The sequence below is a fragment of the Acidimangrovimonas pyrenivorans genome, from assembly GCF_042643245.1.
GTDB lineage: Bacteria > Pseudomonadota > Alphaproteobacteria > Rhodobacterales > Rhodobacteraceae > Acidimangrovimonas > Acidimangrovimonas pyrenivorans.
This window is the reverse complement of record NZ_JBHRSK010000010.1, coordinates 1-23087: the sequence shown is the minus strand read 5'-3', so window position 1 is coordinate 23087 and position 23087 is coordinate 1. Positions and strand designations below refer to the sequence as shown.

The 23087-nt window shown below is 70.0% G+C and carries 24 protein-coding genes, 1 other RNA gene and 1 pseudogene; 15 read left to right on the top strand and 11 right to left on the bottom strand.

Annotated features, from left to right (window positions below; genetic code table 11):
* Positions 1-88: 88 nt before the first annotated feature.
* From ACFOES_RS13235 to ACFOES_RS13200, 8 genes are all read left to right on the top strand, one after another.
* Positions 89-844 carry an SDR family NAD(P)-dependent oxidoreductase gene (locus tag ACFOES_RS13235; RefSeq protein ID WP_377833771.1) on the top strand — a complete coding sequence of 252 codons (756 nt, stop codon included), beginning with the start codon at positions 89-91 and terminating at the stop codon, positions 842-844.
* Between the two features lie 179 nt (positions 845-1023).
* A complete protein-coding gene (locus tag ACFOES_RS13230) occupies positions 1024-1167 on the top strand; it encodes a hypothetical protein (protein ID WP_377833770.1) in 144 nt (47 codons plus the stop codon).
* An 89-nt stretch (positions 1168-1256) separates the two neighbouring features.
* Positions 1257-1718: a GNAT family N-acetyltransferase gene (locus ACFOES_RS13225; RefSeq protein WP_377833769.1), complete on the top strand. Its 462-nt coding sequence runs from the start codon at positions 1257-1259 to the stop codon at positions 1716-1718.
* On the top strand, positions 1715-3097 hold the full coding sequence (locus ACFOES_RS13220) for a DUF2927 domain-containing protein (protein ID WP_377833768.1): 1383 nt from the start codon (positions 1715-1717) through the stop codon (positions 3095-3097). Before ACFOES_RS13225 ends, ACFOES_RS13220 begins: the two co-directional genes overlap by 4 nt.
* Before the next feature lie 5 nt (positions 3098-3102).
* On the top strand, positions 3103-3267 hold the full coding sequence (locus ACFOES_RS13215; protein WP_377833767.1) for an apolipoprotein acyltransferase: 165 nt from the start codon (positions 3103-3105) through the stop codon (positions 3265-3267).
* A 5-nt stretch (positions 3268-3272) separates the two neighbouring features.
* Entirely contained in the window at positions 3273-4457 is a 1185-nt protein-coding gene (locus tag ACFOES_RS13210) for a vWA domain-containing protein (protein ID WP_377833766.1), read from the top strand.
* Positions 4454-4813: a hypothetical protein gene (locus tag ACFOES_RS13205; protein WP_377833765.1), complete on the top strand. Its 360-nt coding sequence runs from the start codon at positions 4454-4456 to the stop codon at positions 4811-4813. The genes ACFOES_RS13210 and ACFOES_RS13205 overlap by 4 nt, the downstream gene beginning before the upstream one ends.
* Positions 4810-5418, top strand: coding sequence for a DedA family protein (locus tag ACFOES_RS13200; RefSeq protein WP_377833764.1), 609 nt, complete (start codon positions 4810-4812; stop codon positions 5416-5418). The genes ACFOES_RS13205 and ACFOES_RS13200 overlap by 4 nt, the downstream gene beginning before the upstream one ends.
* A 10-nt stretch (positions 5419-5428) precedes the next feature.
* On the opposite strand, the gene ACFOES_RS13195 is transcribed toward ACFOES_RS13200, so the two are convergent.
* From ACFOES_RS13195 to ACFOES_RS13160, 8 genes are all read right to left on the bottom strand, one after another.
* Positions 5429-6547 (bottom strand): gamma-glutamylcyclotransferase, encoded by a 1119-nt coding sequence (locus ACFOES_RS13195; RefSeq protein ID WP_377833763.1) that lies wholly within the window; start codon positions 6545-6547, stop codon positions 5429-5431.
* Positions 6548-6630: 83 nt separating this feature from the next.
* Positions 6631-7071, bottom strand: coding sequence for a TrgA family protein (locus ACFOES_RS13190; RefSeq protein ID WP_377833762.1), 441 nt, complete (start codon positions 7069-7071; stop codon positions 6631-6633).
* Positions 7072-7535: 464 nt separating this feature from the next.
* Complete coding sequence (locus tag ACFOES_RS13185) at positions 7536-8951, bottom strand: cryptochrome/photolyase family protein (RefSeq protein ID WP_377833761.1); 1416 nt, start codon at positions 8949-8951, stop codon at positions 7536-7538.
* 30 nt (positions 8952-8981) lie between these two features.
* Positions 8982-10208, bottom strand: a complete 1227-nt coding sequence (locus ACFOES_RS13180; RefSeq protein WP_377833760.1) for an aminotransferase class V-fold PLP-dependent enzyme — start codon at positions 10206-10208, stop codon at positions 8982-8984.
* Positions 10209-10310: 102 nt separating this feature from the next.
* Positions 10311-11303: an acryloyl-CoA reductase gene (gene acuI / locus ACFOES_RS13175; RefSeq protein WP_377833759.1), complete on the bottom strand. Its 993-nt coding sequence runs from the start codon at positions 11301-11303 to the stop codon at positions 10311-10313.
* A gap of 2 nt (positions 11304-11305) precedes the next feature.
* On the bottom strand, positions 11306-11761 hold the full coding sequence (locus tag ACFOES_RS13170; protein ID WP_377833758.1) for a hypothetical protein: 456 nt from the start codon (positions 11759-11761) through the stop codon (positions 11306-11308).
* 154 nt (positions 11762-11915) lie between these two features.
* Positions 11916-12569, bottom strand: coding sequence for a DUF1326 domain-containing protein (locus tag ACFOES_RS13165; protein WP_377833757.1), 654 nt, complete (start codon positions 12567-12569; stop codon positions 11916-11918).
* Between the two features lie 22 nt (positions 12570-12591).
* Positions 12592-13422, bottom strand: a complete 831-nt coding sequence (locus ACFOES_RS13160) for a DUF2182 domain-containing protein (protein ID WP_377833756.1) — start codon at positions 13420-13422, stop codon at positions 12592-12594.
* A gap of 258 nt (positions 13423-13680) precedes the next feature.
* Here ACFOES_RS13160 and ssrA point away from each other — a divergent pair.
* From ssrA to ACFOES_RS13130, 6 genes are all read left to right on the top strand, one after another.
* Positions 13681-14036, top strand: a transfer-messenger RNA (tmRNA) gene (gene ssrA / locus ACFOES_RS13155).
* A 76-nt stretch (positions 14037-14112) separates the two neighbouring features.
* On the top strand, positions 14113-14727 hold the full coding sequence (locus ACFOES_RS13150) for a hypothetical protein (RefSeq protein WP_377833755.1): 615 nt from the start codon (positions 14113-14115) through the stop codon (positions 14725-14727).
* A 50-nt stretch (positions 14728-14777) separates the two neighbouring features.
* Entirely contained in the window at positions 14778-15455 is a 678-nt protein-coding gene (locus ACFOES_RS13145; protein WP_377833754.1) for a DUF1194 domain-containing protein, read from the top strand.
* A gap of 72 nt (positions 15456-15527) precedes the next feature.
* On the top strand, positions 15528-16784 hold the full coding sequence (gene chrA / locus ACFOES_RS13140; protein WP_377833753.1) for a chromate efflux transporter: 1257 nt from the start codon (positions 15528-15530) through the stop codon (positions 16782-16784).
* 110 nt (positions 16785-16894) lie between these two features.
* Positions 16895-18316: a UbiA family prenyltransferase gene (locus ACFOES_RS13135; protein WP_377833752.1), complete on the top strand. Its 1422-nt coding sequence runs from the start codon at positions 16895-16897 to the stop codon at positions 18314-18316.
* Between the two features lie 104 nt (positions 18317-18420).
* Positions 18421-19650: a glycosyltransferase family 87 protein gene (locus ACFOES_RS13130; RefSeq protein ID WP_377833751.1), complete on the top strand. Its 1230-nt coding sequence runs from the start codon at positions 18421-18423 to the stop codon at positions 19648-19650.
* A 168-nt stretch (positions 19651-19818) separates the two neighbouring features.
* On the opposite strand, the pseudogene ACFOES_RS13125 reads toward ACFOES_RS13130, so the two are convergent.
* The 3 genes and pseudogenes from ACFOES_RS13125 to ACFOES_RS13115 form a co-directional block, all read right to left on the bottom strand.
* Positions 19819-20728, bottom strand: a pseudogene (locus tag ACFOES_RS13125) (IS110 family transposase); the annotation flags it as partial.
* Positions 20729-20901: 173 nt separating this feature from the next.
* On the bottom strand, positions 20902-21114 hold the full coding sequence (locus tag ACFOES_RS13120; RefSeq protein WP_377833924.1) for a hypothetical protein: 213 nt from the start codon (positions 21112-21114) through the stop codon (positions 20902-20904).
* A 194-nt stretch (positions 21115-21308) separates the two neighbouring features.
* Positions 21309-21587, bottom strand: a complete 279-nt coding sequence (locus tag ACFOES_RS13115) for a hypothetical protein (RefSeq protein ID WP_377833750.1) — start codon at positions 21585-21587, stop codon at positions 21309-21311.
* A 121-nt stretch (positions 21588-21708) separates the two neighbouring features.
* Between ACFOES_RS13115 and ACFOES_RS13110 the strand changes: the two genes are divergently transcribed.
* The coding region (locus tag ACFOES_RS13110) for an Ig-like domain-containing protein (RefSeq protein WP_377833749.1) at positions 21709-23087 on the top strand (1379 nt) is incomplete at its 3' end.

The window sequence follows — 23087 nt, the reverse complement described above, 5'->3', positions numbered from 1 at the left end:
GCTTCTGGCAGGATGGCGCCGATCCGGGCTGGACAGGTCCCGGGGCGGGCGCCATAAATGAACGCACGTTCATTTCCGGGAGGACATCATGCAGATCGACCAGACAGCGGCCATCGTCACCGGCGGAGCCTCGGGCCTCGGCGCCGCGACCGCACGCGCCTTCCGCGCCGCCGGCGCCGCGGTCACGATCTTCGACCGCGACGCCGCCCGCGGCGGTGCGCTGGCCGAGGAGATCGGCGCCAGTTTCGTCGCGACCGACGTCACCGACGCGGCCAGCGTCGCCGCCGGGATCGAGGCGGCGAAGGCCGCGATGGGCGGGCTCAACGCGGTGGTCAACTGCGCCGGCATCGCCATCGCCGAGAAGACCGTGGGCCGCGACGGCCCGCACGACCTCGACCGCTTCCGCAAGGTGATCGACATCAACCTCGTCGGCTCGTTCAACGTGCTCCGCCTTGCCGCGGCCGAGATGGCCGGCAACGAACCGGGCGAGAGCGGCGAGCGCGGGGTGATCGTCAACACCGCCTCGGTCGCCGCCTTCGACGGCCAGAAGGGCCAGGCCGCCTATACCGCCTCCAAGGCCGGCATCGCCGGGATGACCCTGCCGATCGCCCGTGACCTTTCCGGCCAGGGCATCCGCATCTGCGCCATCGCCCCGGGCGTCTTCCTGACGCCGATGCTGGAAGGGCTGGGCGAGGAGGTGCAGGCCGGGCTGGCCGCCGACGTCACCTTCCCGAAGCGGCTCGGCCGGCCCGAGGAATACGCCGCGCTGGCGAAGTTCATCGTCGAATGCGGCTATCTCAACGGCGAGGTGATCCGCCTCGACGGCGCGCTGCGGATGAAGTGACGCGACTCGGCAAGGGAGGGGGCTGTCTGCCCCCTCTTCGCGCCGCGGCGCGAATTCACCCCCGAGGATATTTTCGCTGAGAGGAAAGCCGGAAAGGCGCGCTTGACCCCGGTCAATGCACCGAGGGCGCCGGGCGACGAGGCTGAGACCATCGCTTCGCTGCTCCGGAGGGCTTCGAGATGCTTGATATTTCCGACCGGCTATTCGTCATCCTGTTCTTTCCCAGCCTGTTCATCAGCCTCGGCTGGTTCTTCCTCGGCGTCGCCGCGCTGTGGTGGATCTCGATCCAGAACAAGGCGCTGAAACGCAAGTCCGGACAGTAGCCCGCCGGCGGCGCAGGACGCCGCGCGTGCCCCCTTTTCAGCCCCAGGGGCGGCGCCTATCCTGAGCGCCGCAGCAACCGGAGTCCGCCATGTCCCTGCCCGACGCCCCGATCACCATCCGCCCGCTCCATGCCGCCGACGAGGATGCCTGGCGCGCGCTGTGGACCGGCTACCTGGATTACTACGAGACTGCGGTGACCGAGGAGGTCTATCGCGTCACCTTCAAGCGGCTGCTGTCGGGGGACGACACCGAGTTCCACGGCCTCGTCGCGCTGGTCGACGACAAGCCGGTCGGGCTGGTGCATTACCTGTTCCACCGCCATTGCTGGAAGGTCGAGAATGTCTGCTACCTGCAGGATCTCTATACCGACCCGGCGCTGCGCGGCCGCGGCGTCGGCCGGGCGCTGATCGAGGCGGTCTACGCGGAGGCCGACAAGGCCGGGGCGCCGGCGGTCTACTGGCTGACGCAGGAATTCAACTATGCCGGGCGGATGCTCTATGACCGGGTCGGCGTGAAGACCCCGTTCATCCGCTACAACCGGCCGTCATGAGCCGGCGCGCCGCCCTGGCCGGGCTGCTGGCGCTGGCCGGGCTGGCCGCCTGCGCCCCCGCGCCCGTCGCCGTCGAGATGCCCGAGCGCGCGGCGCTGTCGACCGCGCCGCTGCCGCCGATGAAACGCTTCGGCCCGGTGCGGGTGACGCCGCCCCAGCGCAGCAATATCGACATCGCCCGTGACTTCCTCGATCTCAGCTTCCGGATGGAAAGCGGCCGCCCCCTGCCCTGGATGACCCGCTTCGACGGACCGGTGACGGTGGCGATGACCGGGCCGGCGCCGGCCACGGCGGCAACCGACCTCGACGCCCTGCTGCACCGGTTGCGGCAGGAGGCGCGGATCGACATCCACCGCGCCCGGGCCGGCCAGGCCGCCAACATCACCGTCCAGTTCCTGCCGCGTCGCAAGATGCAGGCGCTGGTGCCGCAGGCGGCCTGCTTCGTCGCGCCACGGATCCGCTCGTGGGAGGAGTTCCGCCGCGCCCGCCACGGCGACACGCTGGACTGGGCGACGCTGACGAAGCGGCAGACGCTGGCCGTCTTCATCCCCTCCGACACCAGCCCGCAGGACGTGCGCGACTGCCTGCACGAGGAAATCGCCCAGGCGCTGGGGCCGCTGGACGACCTCTACCGGCTGACCGACAGCATCTTCGATGACGACAACTTCCACACCGTGCTGACCGGCTTCGACATGCTGGTGCTGCGCGCCTACTATGCGCCCGAGCTGGGCAACGGCACGACGCGCATCCAGGCGGCGACGCGGCTGCCGGCGATCCTGGCCCGGCTCAACCCGGCCGGCGAGCATGTCGCGCCGAATGCCGATCCCGGACCGACGCCGCGCGCCTGGATCGACGCGATCGAGACCGCGCTGGGGCCGCGCACCCGCGCCTCCCGGCGGGTCGAGGCCGCCCGCCACGCCGTCGACATCGCCCGCCAGCGCGGCTGGAACGACGCCCGCATGGCCTTCAGCTGGTTCGCCCTCGGTCGGCTGTCGCTGGCCTCCGATCCCGAGACCGCCGTCACCGCCTTCGCCGAGGCGGCGCGGATCTACCGGCGGCTGCCGAATACCGCGGTTCACCTTGCCCATATCGACATGCAGATGGCCGCCTTCGCCCTCAATGCCGGCCAGCCGGCGCATGCACTCGAGCTGGTCGACCGCGACATCCCCGCCACCCGCAGGGCCGAGAACGCCGCGCTGCTTTCCACCCTGCTGATGATCCGTGCAGCGGCGCTGGACGCGCTCGGCCGCCCGGCCGAGGCCCGGGCCGCCCGGCTCGACAGTCTGGGCTGGGCGCGCTATGGCTTCGGCGCGGATCTCAAGGTCCGCGCGAGGCTGGCCGAGATCGCCGCGCTGGCCCATCGACCCAAGGGAGGCTGACAGGCATGATCGTGATCGCGGGACTGGTATTGGGGGCGCTCTACGGCGGGTTTCTGGCCCGGCGGCGCAAGGGCAGCGGCCTCGATATCGCGCAATATGCCGCCGGCTACGGCATCCTGTTCGCGATCCTCGGCCTGTTCGTCACCATCATCGTCGAAAGGCTGGTCTGAGCGCGATGTTCATCCCCTTCTTCGAGACCCTGCGCGCCGCCGGCATCCCGGTCAGCTTGCGCGAATATCTCGGCTTTCTCGAGGGGATGCGCGCCGGGCTGGCGACCTATGACGTCGAGGCCTTCTACTACCTCGCCCGGATGACCATGGTGAAGGACGAGCGTCACATCGACCGCTTCGACCGCGCCTTCGCCGCCAGCTTCTCGGGCCTCGAGGAGATCTCGACCGATGCCGTGCTCGAGGCGCTGGAGCTGCCCTCGGACTGGCTCGAAAAGCTGGCCGAGAAGCACCTGACGCCCGAGGAGAAGGCCGAGATCGAGGCGCTCGGCGGCTTCGACAAGCTGATGGAGACGCTGCGCGAGCGGCTCAGGGAACAGGAAGGCCGACACCAGGGCGGCAACAAGTGGATCGGCACCGCCGGCACCTCGCCCTTCGGCGCCTACGGCTACAACCCCGAGGGCGTGCGCATCGGCCAGAAGGAAAGCCGCCACCAGCGCGCGGTCAAGGTCTGGGACAAGCGCGAGTTCAAGAACCTCGACGACTCGATCGAACTGGGCACGCGCAACATCAAGGTGGCGCTGAAGCGGCTGCGCAAATGGGCCCGCGACGGCGCCGAGGAAGAGCTCGACCTCGACGGCACCATCCGCAAGACCGCCGAACACGGCTATCTCGACGTCCAGACCCGGCCCGAGCGCCGCAACGCGGTCAAGGTGCTGCTGTTCCTCGATGTCGGCGGCTCGATGGACCCCTATGTCAGGGTGGTCGAGGAGCTGTTCAGCGCCGCAAGGGCCGAGTTCAAGCATCTCGAGCATTACTACTTCCACAACTGCCTCTATGAAGGCGTCTGGCGCGACAACCGGCGGCGCTGGGATGCCCAGCTCGCGACCGCCGAGCTGCTGCGCACCTATGGCCACGACTACAAGTGCATCTTCGTCGGCGACGCCACCATGTCGCCCTACGAGATCACCCATGCCGGCGGCGCCAACGAGCACTGGAACGCCGAGGCGGGCCATGTCTGGCTCGGCCGCGCGATCGAGCAATGGCCGTCGACGCTGTGGATCAACCCGACGCCGGAACGCTACTGGAACACGTCGCATTCGATCCGGCTGATCCGCGACATCTTCGAGGACCGGATGGTGCCGATGACGCTGGACGGCCTTTCCCGCGGCATCCGGGAGTTGAGCCGGTGAGCACCCTGGCGCGGCTCTGGCGGCATCACCGGCTGTCGCTGGTCGCCTTCGTCCTCGCCGCCGGCCTGACCCTGTTCTTCGCCATCCGCATGGCGGTGTTCTCGGTCTACTGGTCCGATCCGGCGCATCACAACCAGGTGCCGCAGGGCTGGATGACGCCGCGCTACGTCGCCCGCTCGTGGCAGGTGCCGCCCGAGACCGTGACCGCCGTCACCGGGCCGCTGCAGGCCAAGGGCCATCCGATGACGCTCGAGCAGATCGCGGATGCCCAGGGCGTGCCGCTGACCGACCTGATCGCCCGGATCGAGGCCGCGCTGGCGGCCGAGAAGGCCAGCAGGCAGGCAGGGCGGCCATGACCGAAGCCCTTCTGGCGCTGGTGCCCGAATACGGGCTGTGGCTGCTGGCGGCCACGACCTTCCTGTCCTGCCTCGCCCTGCCGGTGCCGTCCTCGCTCATGATGCTGACGGCGGGCGGCTTCACCGCCACCGGGGATCTCGGCCTGAGTTCGGTGCTGATGGCGGCCTATGGCGGGGCGGTGCTGGGCGACCAGACCGGCTTCGCCCTCGGCCGCAGCGGTGGCGGCGCGCTGTTCGACCGGCTGCGCCGCGCCCCGCGCCGGGCCGCGGTGATCGCCAAGGCGGAGGCACTGATGCGGCGTCGCGGGAGCATCGGCGTCTTCCTGTCGCGCTGGCTGTTCTCGCCGCTGGGGCCGTGGATCAACTTCGCCGCCGGCGCGGCGCGGATGGGCTGGCACCGCTTCACCGCCTCCGGCGCGGCGGGCGAGGCGGTCTGGGTCGCGGTCTATGTCGGGCTCGGCCGCGTCTTCGCCGGCAATATCGAGGCCGCCAACGACCTGCTCGGCTCGGCGCTCGGCTTCCTCGCCGCCGGGGCGCTGACCGTCGGCCTCGGGCTGTGGCTGCGCCACCTGCTGCGCAACGGCCACCTGCACCGCCATCCCTGACCCCGGCGGGCTACTCCTCGGCCCGCAGCGCCGCGCGCTCGCGCTGCAGCCACAGCGCGGTCAGGATCAGCGGCCCGTTCGCCACCTCGCCGCTTGCCACCAGCGCCATCAACGCGTCGAAATCCAGCACATGGGCGCGGATATCCTCGTGCTCGTCCTCGAGCCCGCCCAGCCCCGCGGCATCGTCCGGCAGGTCGGTCAGGGCGACATAGGAATAGAGATATTCGTTCAGCGCCCCCGGCGACGGGTAGTATTCGCTGACCTTGCGCATCTCGCCCAGCGCCAGCCCCGCCTCTTCCAGCGCCTCGCGCCGCGCCGCGTGCTCCGGCGTCTCGCCGGCGTCGATCCGGCCGGCGATCGGTTCGAGCTGCCAGGGCTGGGCATCGCCGCGGCCGAAGGGACCGGCGCGGAACTGCTCGACCACCATCACCCGGTCGCGGCGCGGATCGTAGGGCAGCACGGTGACGGCATCGCCGAGGATGAACACCGCCCGGTTGACCAGCGCCCCCATCGAGCCGTCGAAGCGGCGGTGGCGCAGGTCGTATTCCTCGACCGCGAAGAAACGGGCGTAGGGCTCGTGCCGTGCATGCACGGCGACATCCTCGGCCCCGGCGGCGTGGCGGATGGCGGCCGGGCCGCCCCGCCGCGCCCGCAGCCGCGAGGCGGCGCGCAGCAGCATCTGGGGATAGCGCGCCAGCAGTTCCTCGGAGCTGCGCTCGCCATAGGCGGCCATGAAGTCGCCCGCCGTCGAGACGACGATCTCGCCCCATTCCGCCACCCAGTCGGCCAGGCTCCAGGGCGCGCCGGGGTCGAGCAGGCCCGGATCGGGAAAGAACACCCGGGCGGTGACGGTGGTGCCATCGGTGCCGACGGCGACGTCATGGGCGTGATAGGCGAACCCGCCCTCGTAGAAGTCGAGCCGGGCGACATCCTCGTCGCTCATGCCGCGCACCAGCATCCCCTCGGCCACGGCGCCGGGCCGCGGCAGGATCATCGGGAAGCTGTGGCCCGCCGCCCAGTGCACCGCGTGATCGGCCAGCCGGGCGGGATGCAGCTCGACCGCGCGGCCGAGCACGGTTTCCAGCAGCGGCGGATGGCACAGGGTGCCGTAGAAGAAGAAATCGTGCATCGGTCCCGGGCGCGTTGAGGAATATCCCCGCCGTTGTGCGGGCAAACGCCGAGGACATCAATGGCGGATGGCCGGCCGGGACCTCACGGCCAGCGGCGCGAGACCCATTCGGTCAGCAGCCCGGCAAAGGCGCCGCCGACCAGCAGCGCGATCAGCACGTCGGGGGTCAGCATCATCCGGCCGTAATCGACCGCCAGGCCGAACATCGCCTGCAGCGCGTCGACCGGACCGTGATAGCGCATCTTCATCGAGCGCAGCACCATCTGGCGCGCCGAGAACAGCAGCAGGGCGAAGAAGACGATGGTGGCCGAGGTCCGCAACCCGGCCGCGATGGCGAAGCGGTAGCTGCGGCCGACAAGGTCGCCCATCAACTGCCAGCCGCAAAGCAGCCCGATGCCGGCACAGACATAGGAGAAATAGCCGAACTGGGTGTCGGGCGGCATCGCCGGCTTGAACGCCTCGGCCCCGGAATAGGCCACGAGGGCGAAGGCGATGGCGGCGATGAGCTTGGCGGCGGTGGGCATGGGGGTCCTCGGGCGGCGTCCTCGAACGGGGTGCGCGCCAGTCTCCGCAGCGCGGCCCCGGCGCGCAAGGGTGGACGGGAATTTTCCGTGCCGCTGTGGCGGCTTGGCCCGCTATGCGCGGCCCGGGCCGGTGGCGCTCGCGGCTTCGGAAGCCCGCCGTCCACAAGAGCACGGGCCCCGGCTGGGTTTTCCCGAAGCCGGCTCCGAGCCCTCTGTGGAATTACGACAAGAGCCTTGGCCCGGAATCAAGGGCGTAGCCCGCCGGGCCGCGCCCTCCCTCCCCCTTGGGAGGGCGCCTTGGCGATGTCGCTTGCCGCTCGGAAGTCGTCCGGGGCTTTCGGGACAAGGCGCAAACCACGGGCAGTATGGACGCCCACCCGAGGGAGGGCGCAGCCTTCCGTTGCGCGCTGCCAAGGGTCCCGCAACGCCCGCCTTGCGGACAACCGCCAGCGCCCCGGATCGCCCTACCCCTTGAAGCCCTGGTAGGCTGCCAGAGCCCGGGCCCGGCCCGCGGCCAGGTCGACCAGCGGTGCCGGATAGGGCGTGTCGGGGCGCAGCCCCCAGCGACCCGGCACGGCATCGAAAAAGGCCAGCGCCTCCGCGCCCGGCCGGTCCGACAGTTCGGCGACGAAGCGGCGGCGATAGGCGCCGTCGGGGTCGAACTTTTCCGCCTGCCCGGCCGGGTTGAAGATGCGGAAATAGGGCGCCGCGTCGGGGCCGCAGCCGGCCACCCATTGCCAGCCCATCGCGTTCGAGGCCGGGTCCCAGTCGATCAGGCAGTCCTCGAACCATTCCCGGCCGACCCGCCAGTCGGTCAGCAGGTGCTTGGTCAGGTAGGAGGCGGCGACCATCCGCGCCCGGTTGTGCATCGTGCCCGTCACGTACATCTCGCGCAGCGCCGCATCGACGAAGGGTTCGCCGGTCATCCCCCGGCGCCAGCGTTCGGCATCGTCATTGTCGCCGCGCCATGGGAAACCGTCCCATTCCGGGCGCCAGTTGGCCGTCCCGAGTTCGGGAAAATGGTGCAGCAGGTGATAGGCGAATTCGCGCCAGACCAGTTCCTTGAGGAAGGTCTCGGCGCCGCCGATGCCGTCCTCCCACAGCCGCCGGGCGGCGTGCCAGATCCGGCGCGGACCGATCTCGCCCAGGACCAGGTTCTCGGACAGGCGCGAGGTGGCGTTGCCGGCGGGCAGGTCGCGGCCGGCGCGGTAGCCGGAGATCCGGCGGTCGAGGAACTCCGCCAGCCGGTCCTCGGCCGCCGCCTCGCCCACCGCCGCGTGGCGTGCCACCACGGCCGCCCCGCGCCGCATCGCCGCGCCGAGCGCCCAGTCGGCCAGGTTGTCGCTTGGCGGCCAGGCCGCAGGCGGGCGCAACGCCGTCACCCGGGACAGCGGCGCCTCGACCGGGCGACCGCGCACCGCCTTCCAATAGGGCGTGTAGACCTTGTAGTAGCCGCCCTGCCCGGTCCTTACCGTCCACGGCTCGTGCAGCAGGTGGCCGGGGAAGCTGCGCGCGTCGATACCCTGTGCCCTGAGCGCCGCCTTGACCCCGGTGTCGCGCGCCTGGGCCGCCGGATCGTAGAGCCGCGACCACCAGACCGCCCCGGCCCCGGTCTCCTCGATCAGCCGCTGCAGCTGCTCCAGCGCCCGGCCCCGGCGCAGCACCAGCCCGCTGCCGATGCCCTCCAGAACCTCCCCGAAGGCGCCGACAGCTTCGCCCAGCCGCCATTTCGGCGCCGCGCCCAATGTCTCGACGCATTCGTCGCAGAGGAAGACCGGGATCACCGGCCGGCCGGTCGCCGCGGCCGCCGCCAGCATCGGGTGATCGGCGCGGCGCAGGTCGCGCCGCAGCCAGCAGAGGATCGGGGTCGTCTCGGTCATGCCCACCTTCCCGGCGGGACCCGCCGCCGCTTACAGAACCCGGTCCAGCGCCGCGATCAGCTTCTCGACCTCCTCGGCGCTGGTGTAGTGCACGAAGGAAAGACGCAGCACGCCATGCGCCGGATCAATCCCCATGCCCTCCAGCGGCCGCACGGCATAGAAATCGCCGCCACCGGCCATGATCCCGTGCGGGGCCAGATCGGCCGCCAGCGCCTCGCCCGGCCGCTGCGCCGCCACCGCCACGGTCGGCGCCCGGTTCTCGGCCCGGCGCGGACCCAGCAGCCGGACATCGTTGCGCGCCGCGAGGTAGTCGAGCAGCGGTTGCAGCAGCCGGACCTCGTGGCCGCGCATCAGGTCGTGGACGAAGGCACCGCGGGCGACGGGATCGTCGCCGGTGCCGCCGTGATGGGCGTATTGGGCGTCGATGTAATCCGCCATGCCGGCACAGGCGGCGACCTGGGCATGGTCCGGCCCGGCCGGGGTGAAACGCTTGTAGAGCGTGTCGGCGTTGAAGTAATGCGCCTGGTTGGGCAGCGCCGCGCCCAGCGCCCGGCGGATCACCATCAGGCCCTGGTGCGGGCCGTAGGTCTTGTAGGCCGAGAACAGGTAGATGTCGGCCCCCAGCGCACCGACATCCGGCAGCCCGTGCGGTGCGTAGGAAACGCCGTCGACACAGGCATAGGCGCCGGCGTCATGGGCCAGCGCGACGATCTCGGCCACCGGGTTGATCTCGCCGACCACGTTCGAGCAATGCGGGAAGCAGACCAGCCTGACCTTGCCGTCGCCGAGCAGGTCGGAGAGGTCGGACGGATCGAGATGGCCGGTCTCCGGGTCCATCCGCCATTCGCGGATCTCGATGCCCTCCTCGGCCAGCTTGCGCCAGACCCCGGTATTCGCCTCGTGGTCCTGGTTGGTGACGACGATCGCCGCGCCCTCGGGCAGGTACTGGCGGAAGGCCTGGGCGAGGACATAGGTGTTGGCGCTGGTCGAGGGGCCGAAGGACAGCTCGTCGCTCTCGACACCGAGGAGCGCGGCCAGCCTGGCGCGCGCCTCGTCCATCTCGGCCCCGCCCAGCTGGGAGGCGGCGAAGGGGGCGTAGGGCTGCACCTTGCGCGCGTGGTAGAAGCGGAACAGGCGCTTGAGCACCGGCGCGCAAGTATAGGAGCCGCCAGCGTTTTCGAACAGGGCCTGGCCCTGAAGCGAGGGTTCGGAAAAGGCCGGGAACTGGGCCCGGGTGTAATCGATATCGAGCTGCATTCTGTCTCTCACATGCGGGGATGCGGCAAGGGATCGGGGCGCTCACCGGCCGCGCGGCACCCTCCTCGCGAAGAGGGACGCCCGGACCGATGAGCGGGACCGTCAGGCGTTGACGTCGACGACGACGCGGCCCTTGACCTGGCCTTTCAGGATCGCCTTGCCGAGATCGGGCAGGTCGGCCAGCGTGGCCGGCTGGATCATCGCCTCCAGCTTGTCCATCGGCAGGTCGCGGGCGATCCGCTCCCAGGCGCGGACGCGGTTGTCATAGGGCTGCATCACGCTGTCGATGCCCAAGAGGTTGACGCCGCGCAGGATGAAGGGGGTGATCAGCGCGCCCTCGATCGCCGCCCCGCCGGCAAGGCCGACGGCGGCCACCGAGCAGCCGTATTTCATCTGCTTGAGCACCCGGCCCAGCATCACGCCGGCGACGGCGTCGACGCAGCCGGCCCAGCGCTCGCTCTCCAGCGGCTTGCGGGTGACCTCGGCGAACTCGTCGCGCGCCACGATCTCCTGCGCGCCCAGCCCTTTCAGGTAATCGGCCTGTTCCGGACGGCCGGTGACGGCGGCGACCTGGTAGCCCAGGTTCGCCAGGATCGCGGTGGCGACCGAGCCGACGCCGCCGGCGGCGCCGGTGACCAGCACCTCGCCCTTCTCGGGCCGCAGCCCGTGATCCTCGAGCGCCATCACCGACAGCATCGCGGTGAAGCCGGCGGTGCCGACCGCCATCGCCTGCCGCGCCGTCAACCCGGCCGGCAGCGGCACCAGCCAGTCGGCCCGGACCCGCGCCTTCTGGGCATAGCCGCCCCAATGCGCCTCGCCGACGCGCCAGCCGGTCAGCACCACCTTGTCGCCCGGCTTGTAGCGCGGGTCGTCGCTGGCCTCGACGGTGCCGGCGAAATCGATCCCCGGCACATGCGGGTAGCGCCGCACCAGCCCGCCGCCCGGCCCGACGCAGAGCCCGTCCTTGTAGTTCACCGTCGAGTATTCGACGGCGACGGTGACCTCGGCCTCGGGCAGGCTGTCCTCGGACAACTCCTGCACCGCCGCATGGGTCTTACCCTCGTCGTCCTTCTCGACCAGCAGCGCCTTGAACATCGTCAGCTCTCCTTCGTAGCGGCCCCGGCCCCCTCGCGCGCGTCGAAGCGGGCGAGGATGTCGGCGGCGGTTTTGCGGTAGATGTCGTTCACGATATCGGGCTCGGCCCCGGAGGTGAGCCCGGCGAGATGGGCAAGGAAGGCGAAGGCGTCGCGGCGCAGCAGCAGCACCTGCGCCGAGGACGCGTCCTGCTTGGCCGCGGCCTCGCGCACCGCGTCGTTCAGCCCCTCGATCGCTTGGCCCAGGATGCCGTGGGCCGAGGCGGCGACCTCCTTGCCGCCCAGCACCAGCTTGGACAGCGGCAGCTCGGTCTTCGCCATCCTGCGGATCATGTCCTCGGCGCGGGCGAAATCCTCGCTCACCGCGCCGCGCAGCTCGGGCGTGCCCGACTCCCAGGCGTTGAGCAGCCGGAAGGCGTGGTCGGATAGGGCTCCGTCGAGCAGCTTGGTCAGATCCATGTCATCTCCTGTTGCGCCGCGCCGGCCCGGAGGCTGCGCGGCGGTCTCGTGTCATTGCCGGGGCGCGGCCCCGGAGCGCGCCACCGGCAGGCGCGACTCCGCCGCACTGTGGCACAAAGGACGGGGCGGCGACACACCCTCCTTGCAGGGCGTGCTAGCGGCCCGGGCCCTTCCAGTCGATCTGGCAGATCTCGGCCGAGCGGCCGTCGAAATCCCAGACCCGGCCGAAGGCGCGCACCCGGCCCTTGGTGGCGGTGGCGACGGTGATGTCGGGGCCCATCCAGTATTCCGTGTTGGTGACGACGATCTCGCTGTCGGGTTCCTTGCCCTGCACCGGCACCACCTCGCCCTGGATCTTCTTGCCCACCATCAGCCGGCGCGCCTTGCCCTCGGTCTCGAAGACGACCGGCGCGCGCTCGGCGCCGAGGAACTCGGCCACCAGCACCGAGAACAGCCCGGTCGTGCCCTTGGCCGCGCCCGAGAAGATCGCCACCAGCCCGTCATAGGCGGCGTCGCTGGCCCGTTCGTCGATATAGGCCGCCGCCTTCCAGCCGCCGCGCGCCATCAGGCCGGGGATCTCCAGCAGCAGCCCGACATTCAGCCCCGAGAGGTCCTCGTCGCCGTAATGGCCGCTGTCGATCCGCACCCCGGCCCAGGCCTGGCAATAGCCCTCGGTCGGCGGGTGGTTGCCCAGCGAGACCACGCAGGGGCAGAACACGGTGCAGTTGCAGTTCAGGATCAATTCGCCCCTGATCGCCCATTCGGTCAGGGCGGCCGGGGCCGGTCGGCTCATCGTTTCGGTCGTCATCTTCTTCCTCCTCCCGCGCCGGTCAGGATGCCAGCGCCATTCCTCCCAATGCCGCCGCCGCCGCCAGCAGCACCACGCCCAGCGGGCGGGTGAGCGGCCGGCCCAGATCGGGCAGCTTCTCGAAAACCATCAGCAGGGTCGCCAGCCCCATCCACCACAGGTTGGCCATGCCGCCGACGAAGGCGAGCCCCATCAGCGCCCAGCAGCAGCCCAGGCAGACCGCGCCCAGCCGCAGCCCCATTTCCAGCGCGCCGGACGGCCCCGGCCGCCAGTGCTGCAGGAAGAAGGTCAGCGGCGCGCGACACTGGCTCAGGCAGGCCTCCTTCAGGCGCGAGAACTGGTAGGCCCCGGCAACGGCGCAGAGCGCGGCCGAGAGACCGAGGCTGGTGCTCTGCCCGGCCGGGGTCAGCAGTCCGGCGCGGGCCAGCGCCAGCTGGGCGGAACCGAAACCGAGCGAGGCGACAGCCCAGACCGCCAGGTAGCCGGCCAACAGCGCGACGAACCCCGCCGCGCCGCCGGCGCCGGCATGGCCGAGATCGAGATAGGTGCGCAGGGACGGCGCCGCGGTCGGCGCCATCATCGCCGCCGCCATCACCGCCCACATCAGGGTCACGGCCAGCGGCGCGGCCGAGGCCGCCCCGCCGCCGCAAAGCGCGGTCCAGAAGCCCGGCGCGACGGCACCCGGCCCGCCGGCCTGCTGCTGCGCCATCAGCCAGAGAATCGCCCAGGCGGCCAGGACCAGCGCGAAGAACCCGCCCCACAGGGCGCGGCGCAGCCCGGGCCCCGGCCGGACGCCGCTGCGCACCTCAGCTCCACCCTCCATCCCCATGATCGCGCGGGTTTTCATCGCCATATGCCCCGTTGCCTCCCGGCCTCGCGGGAGTGCCGGCATCCTGCCCCAAAGATTTGCCGGCTGACCAGATCCCTCGAAATGTGACGCTGGGTCACTTGGCCGGTTCCCCGGCTCACGGGCGACGGCGATGCAAAGCCCGCTGCGCGGGGTCCAGGAAACAAGCGGCCGCGCCTTTCCCCGCGGGAGGGAGGGCGCGGCCCGGCGGCTGCCCCCCCTTTCGTCCGGGTCGCAGACCCACGGCCCTCTCGGCCTCTCCCCCCCATTGCGGACGCCCCGCCCGATCCCTATATTGAGCCTGTTCCGGGCAACCGGGACTATGGACATAAACGCGCTCGTAATAAGCGGATCGGACCCGGGGGCGGTACCCGGCGGCTCCACCAAATCATCCCTCGTTGGGGGCGAATGGGGCCGAAACAGGATCGACGAACGTCTAAAGGGGTTTGCTTTGTCCCGGTGAGCTACCACCGTTATCGGTGCGCAAAGTACAGTTGCCAACGACAACCGTGCTCCGGTGGCCCTGGCTGCGTAAGCAGCTCGGGTAACCGAACCTTAAGCCCTTGCGCCTAGCCGCGTAAGGCGGGGTCCGCAGGTACCTGGCAACAGAAACCTGCACCTCACATAAATGTTTCAACATATGGTTGTATTTGCATATCATAGCCTCTAGCGTCGCCGAAAATCCGGTTTGACGAGATGGTTGAGAGGTTCGTGATGCGCCACGCCCGGGGGGCTTTCGCAGCATTTGTCGCAATTGGCCTGATCGCCTCCGGTCTGTCCTGGACGGGGAGGCCCGCCGGCGCGGCCGGATCGCAGGCCGGAGAGCGGTTCGATGTCTCGAAACTGCCCGTCGGCACCGTCATTCGCTGGCAGGCCGAGAACGGCAACACGACCGAGCACTTCCTCGGGCGCGATGGCGACAAGGGCTACAAGATCAGCTTCCGGCGCGACGGCTCCCGCGGCCATCCCCTGGCCATGACCTGGTGGGTGACGCGCGACGGCCAGCTGACGCGCGCCGAGGGAGCCGGGATCTCGGATCGCTACCTGCCCAACGATTGCTCGCTGACGCTGGGGCGCTGCAAGTTCATCGTCATCCACGAGGACGGCCGCCGCGACAGCATGATCAGCATCGCCTCACGGAAGGGCGACCGCTGGAGCTACCAGCTGTTCCGCAACCGGGTGTCCGAAGCGACGCGGACCGAATACGGCACCTTCACCGTCGACCGCTACGGCTTCGTCATCGACCACGACTACGTGCTCGTGGGCGGCCATCGCGGCTGGATCCGGCGCCTGGAGCGAAAGTCGCCCTGAACCGGCCCCTGCGGGCTTGCCAAATCCGCCCGCCCTGTCACCATTCGCCGATGGGGTTTCGGCTGTCGGCCTTCTTCGGACCAGTCTGCGGCGCGCTGCTCGGCGCGCTGTCGTCGCCCCTGCCCGCGCGCGGCTGCGAAACGGCGCTGCTGCTCGCCATCGACGTCTCGGGCTCGATCGACGAAGGCGAATACCGGCTGCAGACCGACGGGCTGGCCGATGCCCTGGCCGACCCGCTGGTGGTCGAGGCGCTGGTCGGCGGCCAGGACGCGCTGGCGGTGGTGCAATGGTCGGGCGTCGGCCAGCAGGCGCTGGTGCTGCCCTGGACCCGGATGACCGATGGCGGCACCGTCGCCCGCTTTGCCGCCGCCGCCCGCGCCCTGCCCCGTGCCTTCGCCGCCTCGGACACCGCGATCGGCGACGCCATCGCCTTCTCGGCGGCCCAGTTCGCACAGGTGCCCGACTGCCGCCGCCATGTCATCGACGTCTCGGGCGACGGGATCGAGAATGCCGGCAGCAGCACCCTGTTCGCCCATCGCGCGGCCGCCGCCCAGGGGGTGATCGTCAACGGCCTGGCGATCGAGAGCCTGGGCGTCACCATCACCACCTTCTACAAACGCTACGTGATCACTCCCAAGGGGTTCGTCATCACCGCCCGCGATCACAACGACTATCCCCGCGCCATCCGCCTGAAGCTGCAGCGCGAGCTGACCAAGCCGCTGGGCTGACATGAGCTTTGCCGGCCAACCTCCTGCCGAGGCGAATGATTCCGTTACAAACCCCCGTCAGGATGGACCTTCATGAACAGCGAGCCCCCCTCCCTCGCCACGCTGGCGCGCGTCTTCGGCCGGATCGGGCTGATCTCCTTCGGCGGTCCCGCCGCCCAGATCGCGCTGATGCATCGCGAACTGGTCGAGCGCCGGCGCTGGCTCGACGAGCGGAGCTATCTCAAGGCGCTGTCCTTCTGCATGTTGCTGCCGGGGCCCGAGGCGATGCAGCTGGCGACCTATGCCGGCTGGCGGCTGCGCGGCACGCCGGGCGGGCTGATCGCCGGCGGCCTGTTCGTGCTGCCCGGCGCCGCGGTGGTACTGGTGCTGGCCGCCGCCTATGCCGCCTGGGGCGCGCTGCCGCTGACCCGGGCGCTGTTCCTCGGCATCAAGGCAACCGTCGTCGTGGTGGTGATCGAGGCGCTGGTGCGGCTCGGCCGCCGCGCCCTGCCCGATGGCGCCGCCCGGATCACCGCGGCGCTGTCCTTCGTCGCCATCTTCGCCCTCAGCCTGCCCTTCCCGCTCCTGATCGCGCTGGCCGCGCTCTGGGGCGCGTTGCGCAGCCGGGCGGTCGCGCCGGCGATGCTGCCGCCCCCGCCCCGGCGCGGCGGCACGGCGCGGGTGCTGGCGCTGTGGCTGGTGCTGTGGCTGGCGCCGCTGGCCGCGCTCTGGCTGGCCGATGCCGGCATCGCCACGCAGATCGGGCTGTTCTTCGCCCGCCTCGCGGTGCTCAGCTTCGGCGGCGCCTATGCGGCGCTGGCCTGGATGGCGCAGACCGTGGTCGCCGACCTGCACTGGCTGAGCCCAGCCCAGATGCTCGACGGGCTGGGGCTGGCCGAGACGACGCCGGGGCCGCTGATCCTGGTCACCGAATTCGTCGGCTACCTTGCCGGGCACCGAGCCGGCGGGGCCTTGACCGGGCTGGCCGGGGCGCTGGTGACGCTGTGGATGATCTTCGCGCCCTGTTTCCTGTTCATCTTCGCCGGCGCACCGCATGTCGAGCGCCTGACCGCCCGGCCGCGCCCCGCCGCCGCCCTGGCGGCGATCACGGCGGCGGTGGTCGGGGTGATCCTCAACCTGTCGCTGTGGTTCGCGGCCCATGTCTTCTTCGCCCGGGTCGGCACGGCGCGGCTCGGCCCGGTCGAACTGCTTGCCCCCGATCCGGCCAGCCTGCGCCCCGAGGCCGTCGCGCTGGCCGGGCTGGCGGCGCTGCTGCTGTGGCGGAAATGGCCGCTGCCGGCGGTGCTGGCCCTCACCGCCGCCGGCGGCGCGCTGCTGGCACCGTCCTGACATCCGCCCCCCGCGCGCCGCTGTTTCCACGAATTGCCGCGCCGCCATCCACATCTCGCCATATTCGCTGCGGATATTTCCCCATGAATTGGCAGCGATGGGGGCTTCGCATGAACCAAGGAACGCTTGTCGTCGATCTCGACGGGACGCTGGTCCGCTCGGACATGTTGTTCGAGAGCTTCTGGGCGGCGCTCGCGCGCAACTGGGCGACGCCGCTGCATTCCGTGGCCAGCCTGCTCAAGGGCCGCGCGGTGCTCAAGACCCGGCTGGCCGAGCTCGGCCCGGTCGACGTCCCCGCCCTGCCCTACAACCGCGAGGTGCTGGATTACATCGCACAATGGCGGGCCCGGGGCGGGCGCTGCGCCTTGGTCACCGCCGCCAACCATGGCATCGCCGAGGCCATCGCCGCCCATCTCGACCTGTTCGACGAGGTCCACGGCTCGAGCGCCGCGACCAACCTGAAGGGCGAGACCAAGGCCCGGTTTCTCGAGGAGCGTTACGGCCCGGACGGCTTTGCCTATATCGGCGATGCCGAGGCCGACCTGCCGGTCTGGGAACGCGCCTCGCTGGCGATCGTCGTCAGCCATTCGGCGGCGCTGGTCGCCAAGCTGCGCGGCCTCGGCCGCCGCTTCGAACAGATCGCGGCCCAGGGTCCGGCGCCGCAGACCTACCTCAAGGCGCTGCGGCCGCATCAATGGGTCAAGAACCTGCTGGTCTTCGTCCCCCTGCTCGCCGCCCATGCCCTGAGCTGGGAGCACCTGGCGCCGACGCTGCTGGCCTTCGTCGCCTTCTCGCTGATCGCCTCGGCCGGCTATGTCTTCAACGACCTGCTCGACCTCGCCGCCGACCGCGCCCATCCGCGCAAGCGCAACCGGCCCTTCGCCAGCGGCGCGCTGCCGATCTCGCACGGGACGGTGATGGCGCCCGGCCTGCTGGCGGCGGGACTGCTGTTCGCCCTGCCCCTAGGGGCGCAGACCGTCGGCCTGCTGGTGGTCTATTTCGCCCTGACCATGCTCTACTCGCTGCGGCTCAAGCGGCAGGCGATGATCGATGTCTGTGCCCTGGCCTGCCTCTACACGCTGCGGATCGTCGCCGGCGGCACCGCCACCGCCATCCTGCCCTCGGTCTGGCTGCTGGCCTTCTCGGTCTTCTTCTTCCTGTCGCTGGCGCTGGTGAAGCGGCAATCCGAGCTGGTCGCCAACAGCGCCGCCGGCAGCGAACAGATCGCCGGCCGCGGCTACCGCGCCTCGGACCTACCGCTGGTCACCGCCATGGCACTGGCCTCGGGCTATGTCTCGATCGTCATCATGACGCTCTACATGATGTCGCCGGACGTGCTGGTGCTCTACCACCTGCCGCAGGCGCTGTGGGGGATCTGCCTCGTCCTGCTCTACTGGATCAGCCGGATGATCCTGATCTCGCATCGCGGCGAGATGGATGACGACCCGATCGTCTTCGCCGCGCGCGACCCGGCCAGCCAGCTCAGCCTTCTCGTCATGGCCGCCTGCGCCATCGTCGCCAGCGTCGGGTAAGGGAGACCGTCATGTTCCGCCTCGCCCCGCTTTCGGCCCCCCGCCCCGCGTCGTCGCCCCGTCCCGCGCCATCGCAGGCGCAGCCTTCACACCGGACCCAAGCCATGCCCCAGACCGCCCGCCTCGACGCGCTGCAGAGCCACCGCGTCACCCATTCCCTCTTCCTGTCGCTGGGCTTCCTGTCGTTCTTCCTGATCTACCACATGGCGCTCTACCTGACCGGCTGGAAGAGCGGCCTGGTCATCGACTTCGGTGTCTTCCACCTGGTCGGCAAGATGTTCTGGCTCGGCACTCTCGACAAGGCCTACTCGGTCGCGCACCTGTCGCAGGTCGAGGCCAAACTGGCCGGCGTTCCGGGCATCTTCATTCCCTGGTCCTACCCGCCGCAGTTCAACTTCGTCACCGCGCTGTTGTCGCTGCTGCCGCTGATCCCGGCCTATGTGGTCTTCACCCTGAGCACCTATCTGGGCTACCTCGCCGTGCTGCGCACGGTTGCCGGCAAGAACCTTGCCCTGGTCTTCCTGTTCATCTTTCCCAGCATCCTGATCGAGATCACCTGCGGCCAGAACGGCTTCCTGACCGGGGCCCTGGTCGGCCTGTTCGTGCTCGGCATGCAGCGCGGCCGGGCCATCGCCGGCATCCCGCTGGGCCTGATGGCGATCAAGCCGCACCTGGCCCTCGGCCTGGCCCTGTTCGTGTTGCTCAAGCGGCGCTGGGACGTGCTGGGCGCCGCCGTCGCCACCACGCTGGTCAGCCTCGCCGCGGCGACGCTGGTCTTCGGCACCGGCATCTGGCCCGCCTTCCTCGAGGGCGCCCGCGCCGTTTCCGAGAACATGGCGCTGGGATATTACCCGATGCTGCGCATGACCTCGGTCTATGCCTCGCTGCTCAGCTTCGGCCTGCCGACATCGCTGGCGCTGCCGGCCCAGATCGCGGCGGCGCTGCTGGCCTGCGGGCTGATCCTGCGCAGCCACCTTGCCGGCCACCCGTTCCACGTCACCCTGGGCATCGCGACCGTCGCGACGCTGGCGATCAGCCCCTACAACTACGACTACGACCTGCCGATCGCCGGCATCGGCATCGCGCTGCTGCTGCCCACCCTTGTCGCCCGGGCCCGGATCGGCGAGCTCGTCGCCATCACCGGCCTCTACTGGATCGCCGCCGGCACCGGGTTCTCCAGCCTGCTCGGGCAGGCCGCGGTGACGGATATCAAGATGATCACGCTGGGAGAACTCAATACGCCGACCCTGGCCGGGCCGGCCTTCCTGCTGGTGATGGTCTGGATCGCCGCCATCGCCCACCGCGCGGCGCAGCCCGGCACCGCGCCGGCCTGAGCCGCAGGCCGCCGGGCCGATCCCGATCGCGCTCCCGGCCCGCTGGCGCAGCCCCCCCGACAGTTCGGCCGCCGACAGCTCGGCCGCGGCTGGCGCCCGCCGCGCCTCCGCCACCATTGGCTAACCTGGGCGCGACAGGGAACCTCGACAGGGAACCTCGACAGGGACCGCTGAGCGTTCTGTCGATGAATCGCCTTGCCGAAGCGATGCGCATGTGGGGGCATCTCCCTGCTTGGTGATGCCGCCCAGTCGTTCCTTTCCACCCGAACTGTGCGGGCGCGGTGTCAGGCCGAGCCAGGCCGCGAACTGTCGCCCAGACCGGAACTGGCCCGGATCGGGAACCGCGGCAGCGATTGCGGAGGCGGTAATCGGCCCGATCCCGGGTATCGTTGCCAGACGACGGCTCGTCTCGTCGGCACGGTGGCAGGCGAGGATTTCCTCTTCCAGGCGATCAATCTGCCGTTCGAGGGCCCCGAGTTGGGTGATGGCCGAGAACAATGCGGTTCGGGCATGTGCAGGCAACTCGTCCTGCTCTTCGTGCAGCAACTTGGTGAGGGCCTTCACGCCACCGGGCCCGGTAGCCGTGACGATCCCGTATTCGACAAGATGGGCGCGCAGCGTGTTGATCGGGGCTATTCGTTCCCGGACGAGAAGGTCCCGCGTCTTGTGCAGCATGAGCACGCCCTGCTGATTCCGGCTCTTGACCGCGACGAACCGCATCGTCGGGCGTGCGACCGCCTCGCAGATCGCTTCCGCGTCGTTCGTCGGCTTACGCGGCTGCACTGCAGCCACGGTCCTCCTCACCATCGGCCTTCCCACGCTTCACACAGGGTTTGACGTAGGCTGGCGGCATCAACCGAACCTCGTGCCCCAAATCCTGCAGCTCTCGCGCCCAATGGAGGGCCGAAGCGCAGGCTTCCATGCCGACAAGGCACCGCGGCAACGCCGCAAAGAAATCGAGCAATTCTGCGCGCCGCAACTTTCGGCGGATCGCGACTTGCCCCTCCGCGCTGACAGCGTGAACCCGACATATGCGCGTCGCGAGATCGAGGCCGACAACGGCAATATCCTGATGCATGGGTAGCTCCCTAGACCTGGCTCAACGGCCAAATCATCGCACATTGCGCCGGTGCAGGGGCCGTCCGCAGCATCAGGTCAGAAGCGCCGGACCATGGTCGGAGGCTACCCAGCCCCCTGGCCCGCCACAAGCCACGTTCCTTCGACAGTGCCCTGCGGCGCCCTCGATTCCACTCAAGCCAAGTTCTCCTGACAGTGCCCATGCGCCGGATGCCGCTGATAATCGCTGCGCAGACCTTCCTCGAGTTCCTGCACCACCCCCAGGAGGGGCACAGCCGCCGAAGCCCGCGCCGAGCGCTGGCGGAAGGCCATTTCCATCGAGGCGAGCACCGGCCGCAGCAGATAATCGGCGAAGCTGCGCTGTCCCGTGGCTATGAAGCTGCGCACCGCGCATGCCTGGACAGATCTGATCGCGGCTAGTCTCTGGCGGCGGTTTCAGATCCTTCGAGGTCGGCAGGATTTCCATCACCGCTTCGCCCGGGCCCACGACGCTGCCGGGGGAGTTGAGCATCGCGTGGACGACGATCCCATCCACGGGCGCGCGCACGATGGTGCGGGCCAGCACGTCGTGGGCGACGCGATCAGCGTGTAACATAGACCAGCGACTCGATGCTGCCCAAGGGGATGATCCGGTCGTAGACCTGAAGCAGATGGATCGGCGTGACCAGCAACAGCAAGTCGATGAGGGCGGAGAATACCGTCAGCTCGGCCAGCGATTTCCCCATCGCCATCCTGTTCGAGAGCGTCGTCATCGCGCCCGTTTCGCCCGCCCCCGTCCCCCGTCCCCCCGTTCGCATGGCCCACTCAACGCGCGGGCGCGGAGCCGGAAGAATACCATGTTCGTGGTATTTATAACGCATCTCCGATGTCCCTATTGTCCTGACGTGCGAGCGGAGCGCCGGAGGGGCTGCCGGTTCTTTCGCGTCTTTGGGAAACGACGTCAGGGGGCGCGCGGGAGCCGCGGCCCCCAAGGGAGATGCCATGTCGCGTAACGATTTCCACAGCAGTAGGTGGGGCAGCCACGATGTCGATCCTGCGACCGAGGGTGACGATCTGCTGATCGGCAGTGCGCACCGCGATACGATCCATGGGCGTGGTGGCGACGACGCTATCCAGGGCCAGGGCGGCGACGACCGGCTCTTCGGCGATGCGGGCAACGACACGATCGACGGCGGCGACGGCAATGACCTCCTCGTCGGCGGGACCGGGGCGGATGTCCTCTCGGGCGGCGCGGGCAACGACATCCTGATCGGCGATGGCGGGCTGAGCGACGGGGGGCTGGGCGAAGACGGGCTGGGCGAAGACGGGCCGCAGCTCTTCGGGCACGGCTTCCGCGGCCATGACCTGGGCTCGGACAACGATGTGCTCGACGGTGGCGACGGCAACGACCTGCTGATCGGCGGCCGTGGCGACGATACCCTGAACGGCGGCGCGGGCCGCGATCACCTGTTCGGCGGCACCGGAAACGACAATCTAGCCGGCGGCGCGGGCGACGATGTCGTCGACGGCGGCGCGGGGAACGACATGCTCATCTATGTCGCCGCCGACAATGTCGGCGCCCACGACCGCTACAGCGGCGGCAGCGGCACGGACACGCTGGCGCTGCACCTGACCAAGGCCGAATGGTTCGACCCCAGGGTCCAGGCCGACGTCGCCGCCTTCTTGGCCTTCCTCGAGGGCCACGATAGCGGGCACGGCGAGGGGCACGGCCGCGGAGGTGGCGAGGATCATGCCGACCACGCCGACCACGGTGCGCACGCGCATGGCAGCTTCCACTTCACCGCCTTCGACCTGAGCGTCAGCCAGATCGAGAATTTACGGGTCTTCGTCGACGGCACCGAACTCTCGCCCCAGGACGATCCGGTCACCGCCAACGCCGATCAGGCGAGCCTGTCCGAGGACGCGCCCGCGACGAGCTTTGCCTCGGTCCTGGGCAACGACTCCGTGCCCGACCTCGCCTATTCGGTGCGGCTGGTGAACGGGCCCGAGGCCGGGCTGCTCGATTTCCACGCCGGACAGCCGGGTGCGCCCGACGGCAGTTTCAGCTTCGATCCGAACGGCGCCTTCGAGCATCTCGCGGCCGGCGAAAGCCAGGATGTCCAGTTCACCTATGAGGTCACCGACGCCAATGGCGACACCGACCAGGCCACCGTGACGATCACCGTCACCGGCCAGAACGACGCGCCGGTGGTGGACGCGGTGCAGACCACGGCGAGCGGGGCGGTCCAGGAGGATGTGAGCCTGAGCGCCAGCGGCCAGGTCAGCGCCAGCGACGTCGACCACGGCGCGGTGCTCAGCTTCTCGGGCGACGCGACCGGGGCCTACGGCAGCTTCGCCGTGAACGCGGATACCGGCGTCTG

Excerpts from the sequence above, each read along its gene's own strand:
- ACFOES_RS13235 (WP_377833771.1), top strand. The coding sequence starts at position 89 with ATGCAGATCGACCAGACAGCGGCCATCGTCACCGGCGGAGCCTCGGGC.
- ACFOES_RS13230 (WP_377833770.1), top strand. The coding sequence starts at position 1,024 with ATGCTTGATATTTCCGACCGGCTATTCGTCATCCTGTTCTTTCCCAGC.
- ACFOES_RS13225 (WP_377833769.1), top strand. The coding sequence starts at position 1,257 with ATGTCCCTGCCCGACGCCCCGATCACCATCCGCCCGCTCCATGCCGCC.
- ACFOES_RS13220 (WP_377833768.1), top strand. The coding sequence starts at position 1,715 with ATGAGCCGGCGCGCCGCCCTGGCCGGGCTGCTGGCGCTGGCCGGGCTG.
- ACFOES_RS13215 (WP_377833767.1), top strand. The coding sequence starts at position 3,103 with ATGATCGTGATCGCGGGACTGGTATTGGGGGCGCTCTACGGCGGGTTT.
- ACFOES_RS13210 (WP_377833766.1), top strand. The coding sequence starts at position 3,273 with ATGTTCATCCCCTTCTTCGAGACCCTGCGCGCCGCCGGCATCCCGGTC.
- ACFOES_RS13200 (WP_377833764.1), top strand. The coding sequence starts at position 4,810 with ATGACCGAAGCCCTTCTGGCGCTGGTGCCCGAATACGGGCTGTGGCTG.
- ACFOES_RS13195 (WP_377833763.1), bottom strand. The coding sequence starts at position 6,547 with ATGCACGATTTCTTCTTCTACGGCACCCTGTGCCATCCGCCGCTGCTG.
- ACFOES_RS13190 (WP_377833762.1), bottom strand. The coding sequence starts at position 7,071 with ATGCCCACCGCCGCCAAGCTCATCGCCGCCATCGCCTTCGCCCTCGTG.
- ACFOES_RS13185 (WP_377833761.1), bottom strand. The coding sequence starts at position 8,951 with ATGACCGAGACGACCCCGATCCTCTGCTGGCTGCGGCGCGACCTGCGC.
- ACFOES_RS13180 (WP_377833760.1), bottom strand. The coding sequence starts at position 10,208 with ATGCAGCTCGATATCGATTACACCCGGGCCCAGTTCCCGGCCTTTTCC.
- acuI (WP_377833759.1), bottom strand. The coding sequence starts at position 11,303 with ATGTTCAAGGCGCTGCTGGTCGAGAAGGACGACGAGGGTAAGACCCAT.
- ACFOES_RS13170 (WP_377833758.1), bottom strand. The coding sequence starts at position 11,761 with ATGGATCTGACCAAGCTGCTCGACGGAGCCCTATCCGACCACGCCTTC.
- ACFOES_RS13165 (WP_377833757.1), bottom strand. The coding sequence starts at position 12,569 with ATGACGACCGAAACGATGAGCCGACCGGCCCCGGCCGCCCTGACCGAA.
- ACFOES_RS13160 (WP_377833756.1), bottom strand. The coding sequence starts at position 13,422 with ATGGCGATGAAAACCCGCGCGATCATGGGGATGGAGGGTGGAGCTGAG.
- ACFOES_RS13150 (WP_377833755.1), top strand. The coding sequence starts at position 14,113 with ATGGTTGAGAGGTTCGTGATGCGCCACGCCCGGGGGGCTTTCGCAGCA.
- ACFOES_RS13145 (WP_377833754.1), top strand. The coding sequence starts at position 14,778 with ATGGGGTTTCGGCTGTCGGCCTTCTTCGGACCAGTCTGCGGCGCGCTG.
- chrA (WP_377833753.1), top strand. The coding sequence starts at position 15,528 with ATGAACAGCGAGCCCCCCTCCCTCGCCACGCTGGCGCGCGTCTTCGGC.
- ACFOES_RS13135 (WP_377833752.1), top strand. The coding sequence starts at position 16,895 with ATGAACCAAGGAACGCTTGTCGTCGATCTCGACGGGACGCTGGTCCGC.
- ACFOES_RS13130 (WP_377833751.1), top strand. The coding sequence starts at position 18,421 with ATGCCCCAGACCGCCCGCCTCGACGCGCTGCAGAGCCACCGCGTCACC.
- ACFOES_RS13115 (WP_377833750.1), bottom strand. The coding sequence starts at position 21,587 with ATGCGTTATAAATACCACGAACATGGTATTCTTCCGGCTCCGCGCCCG.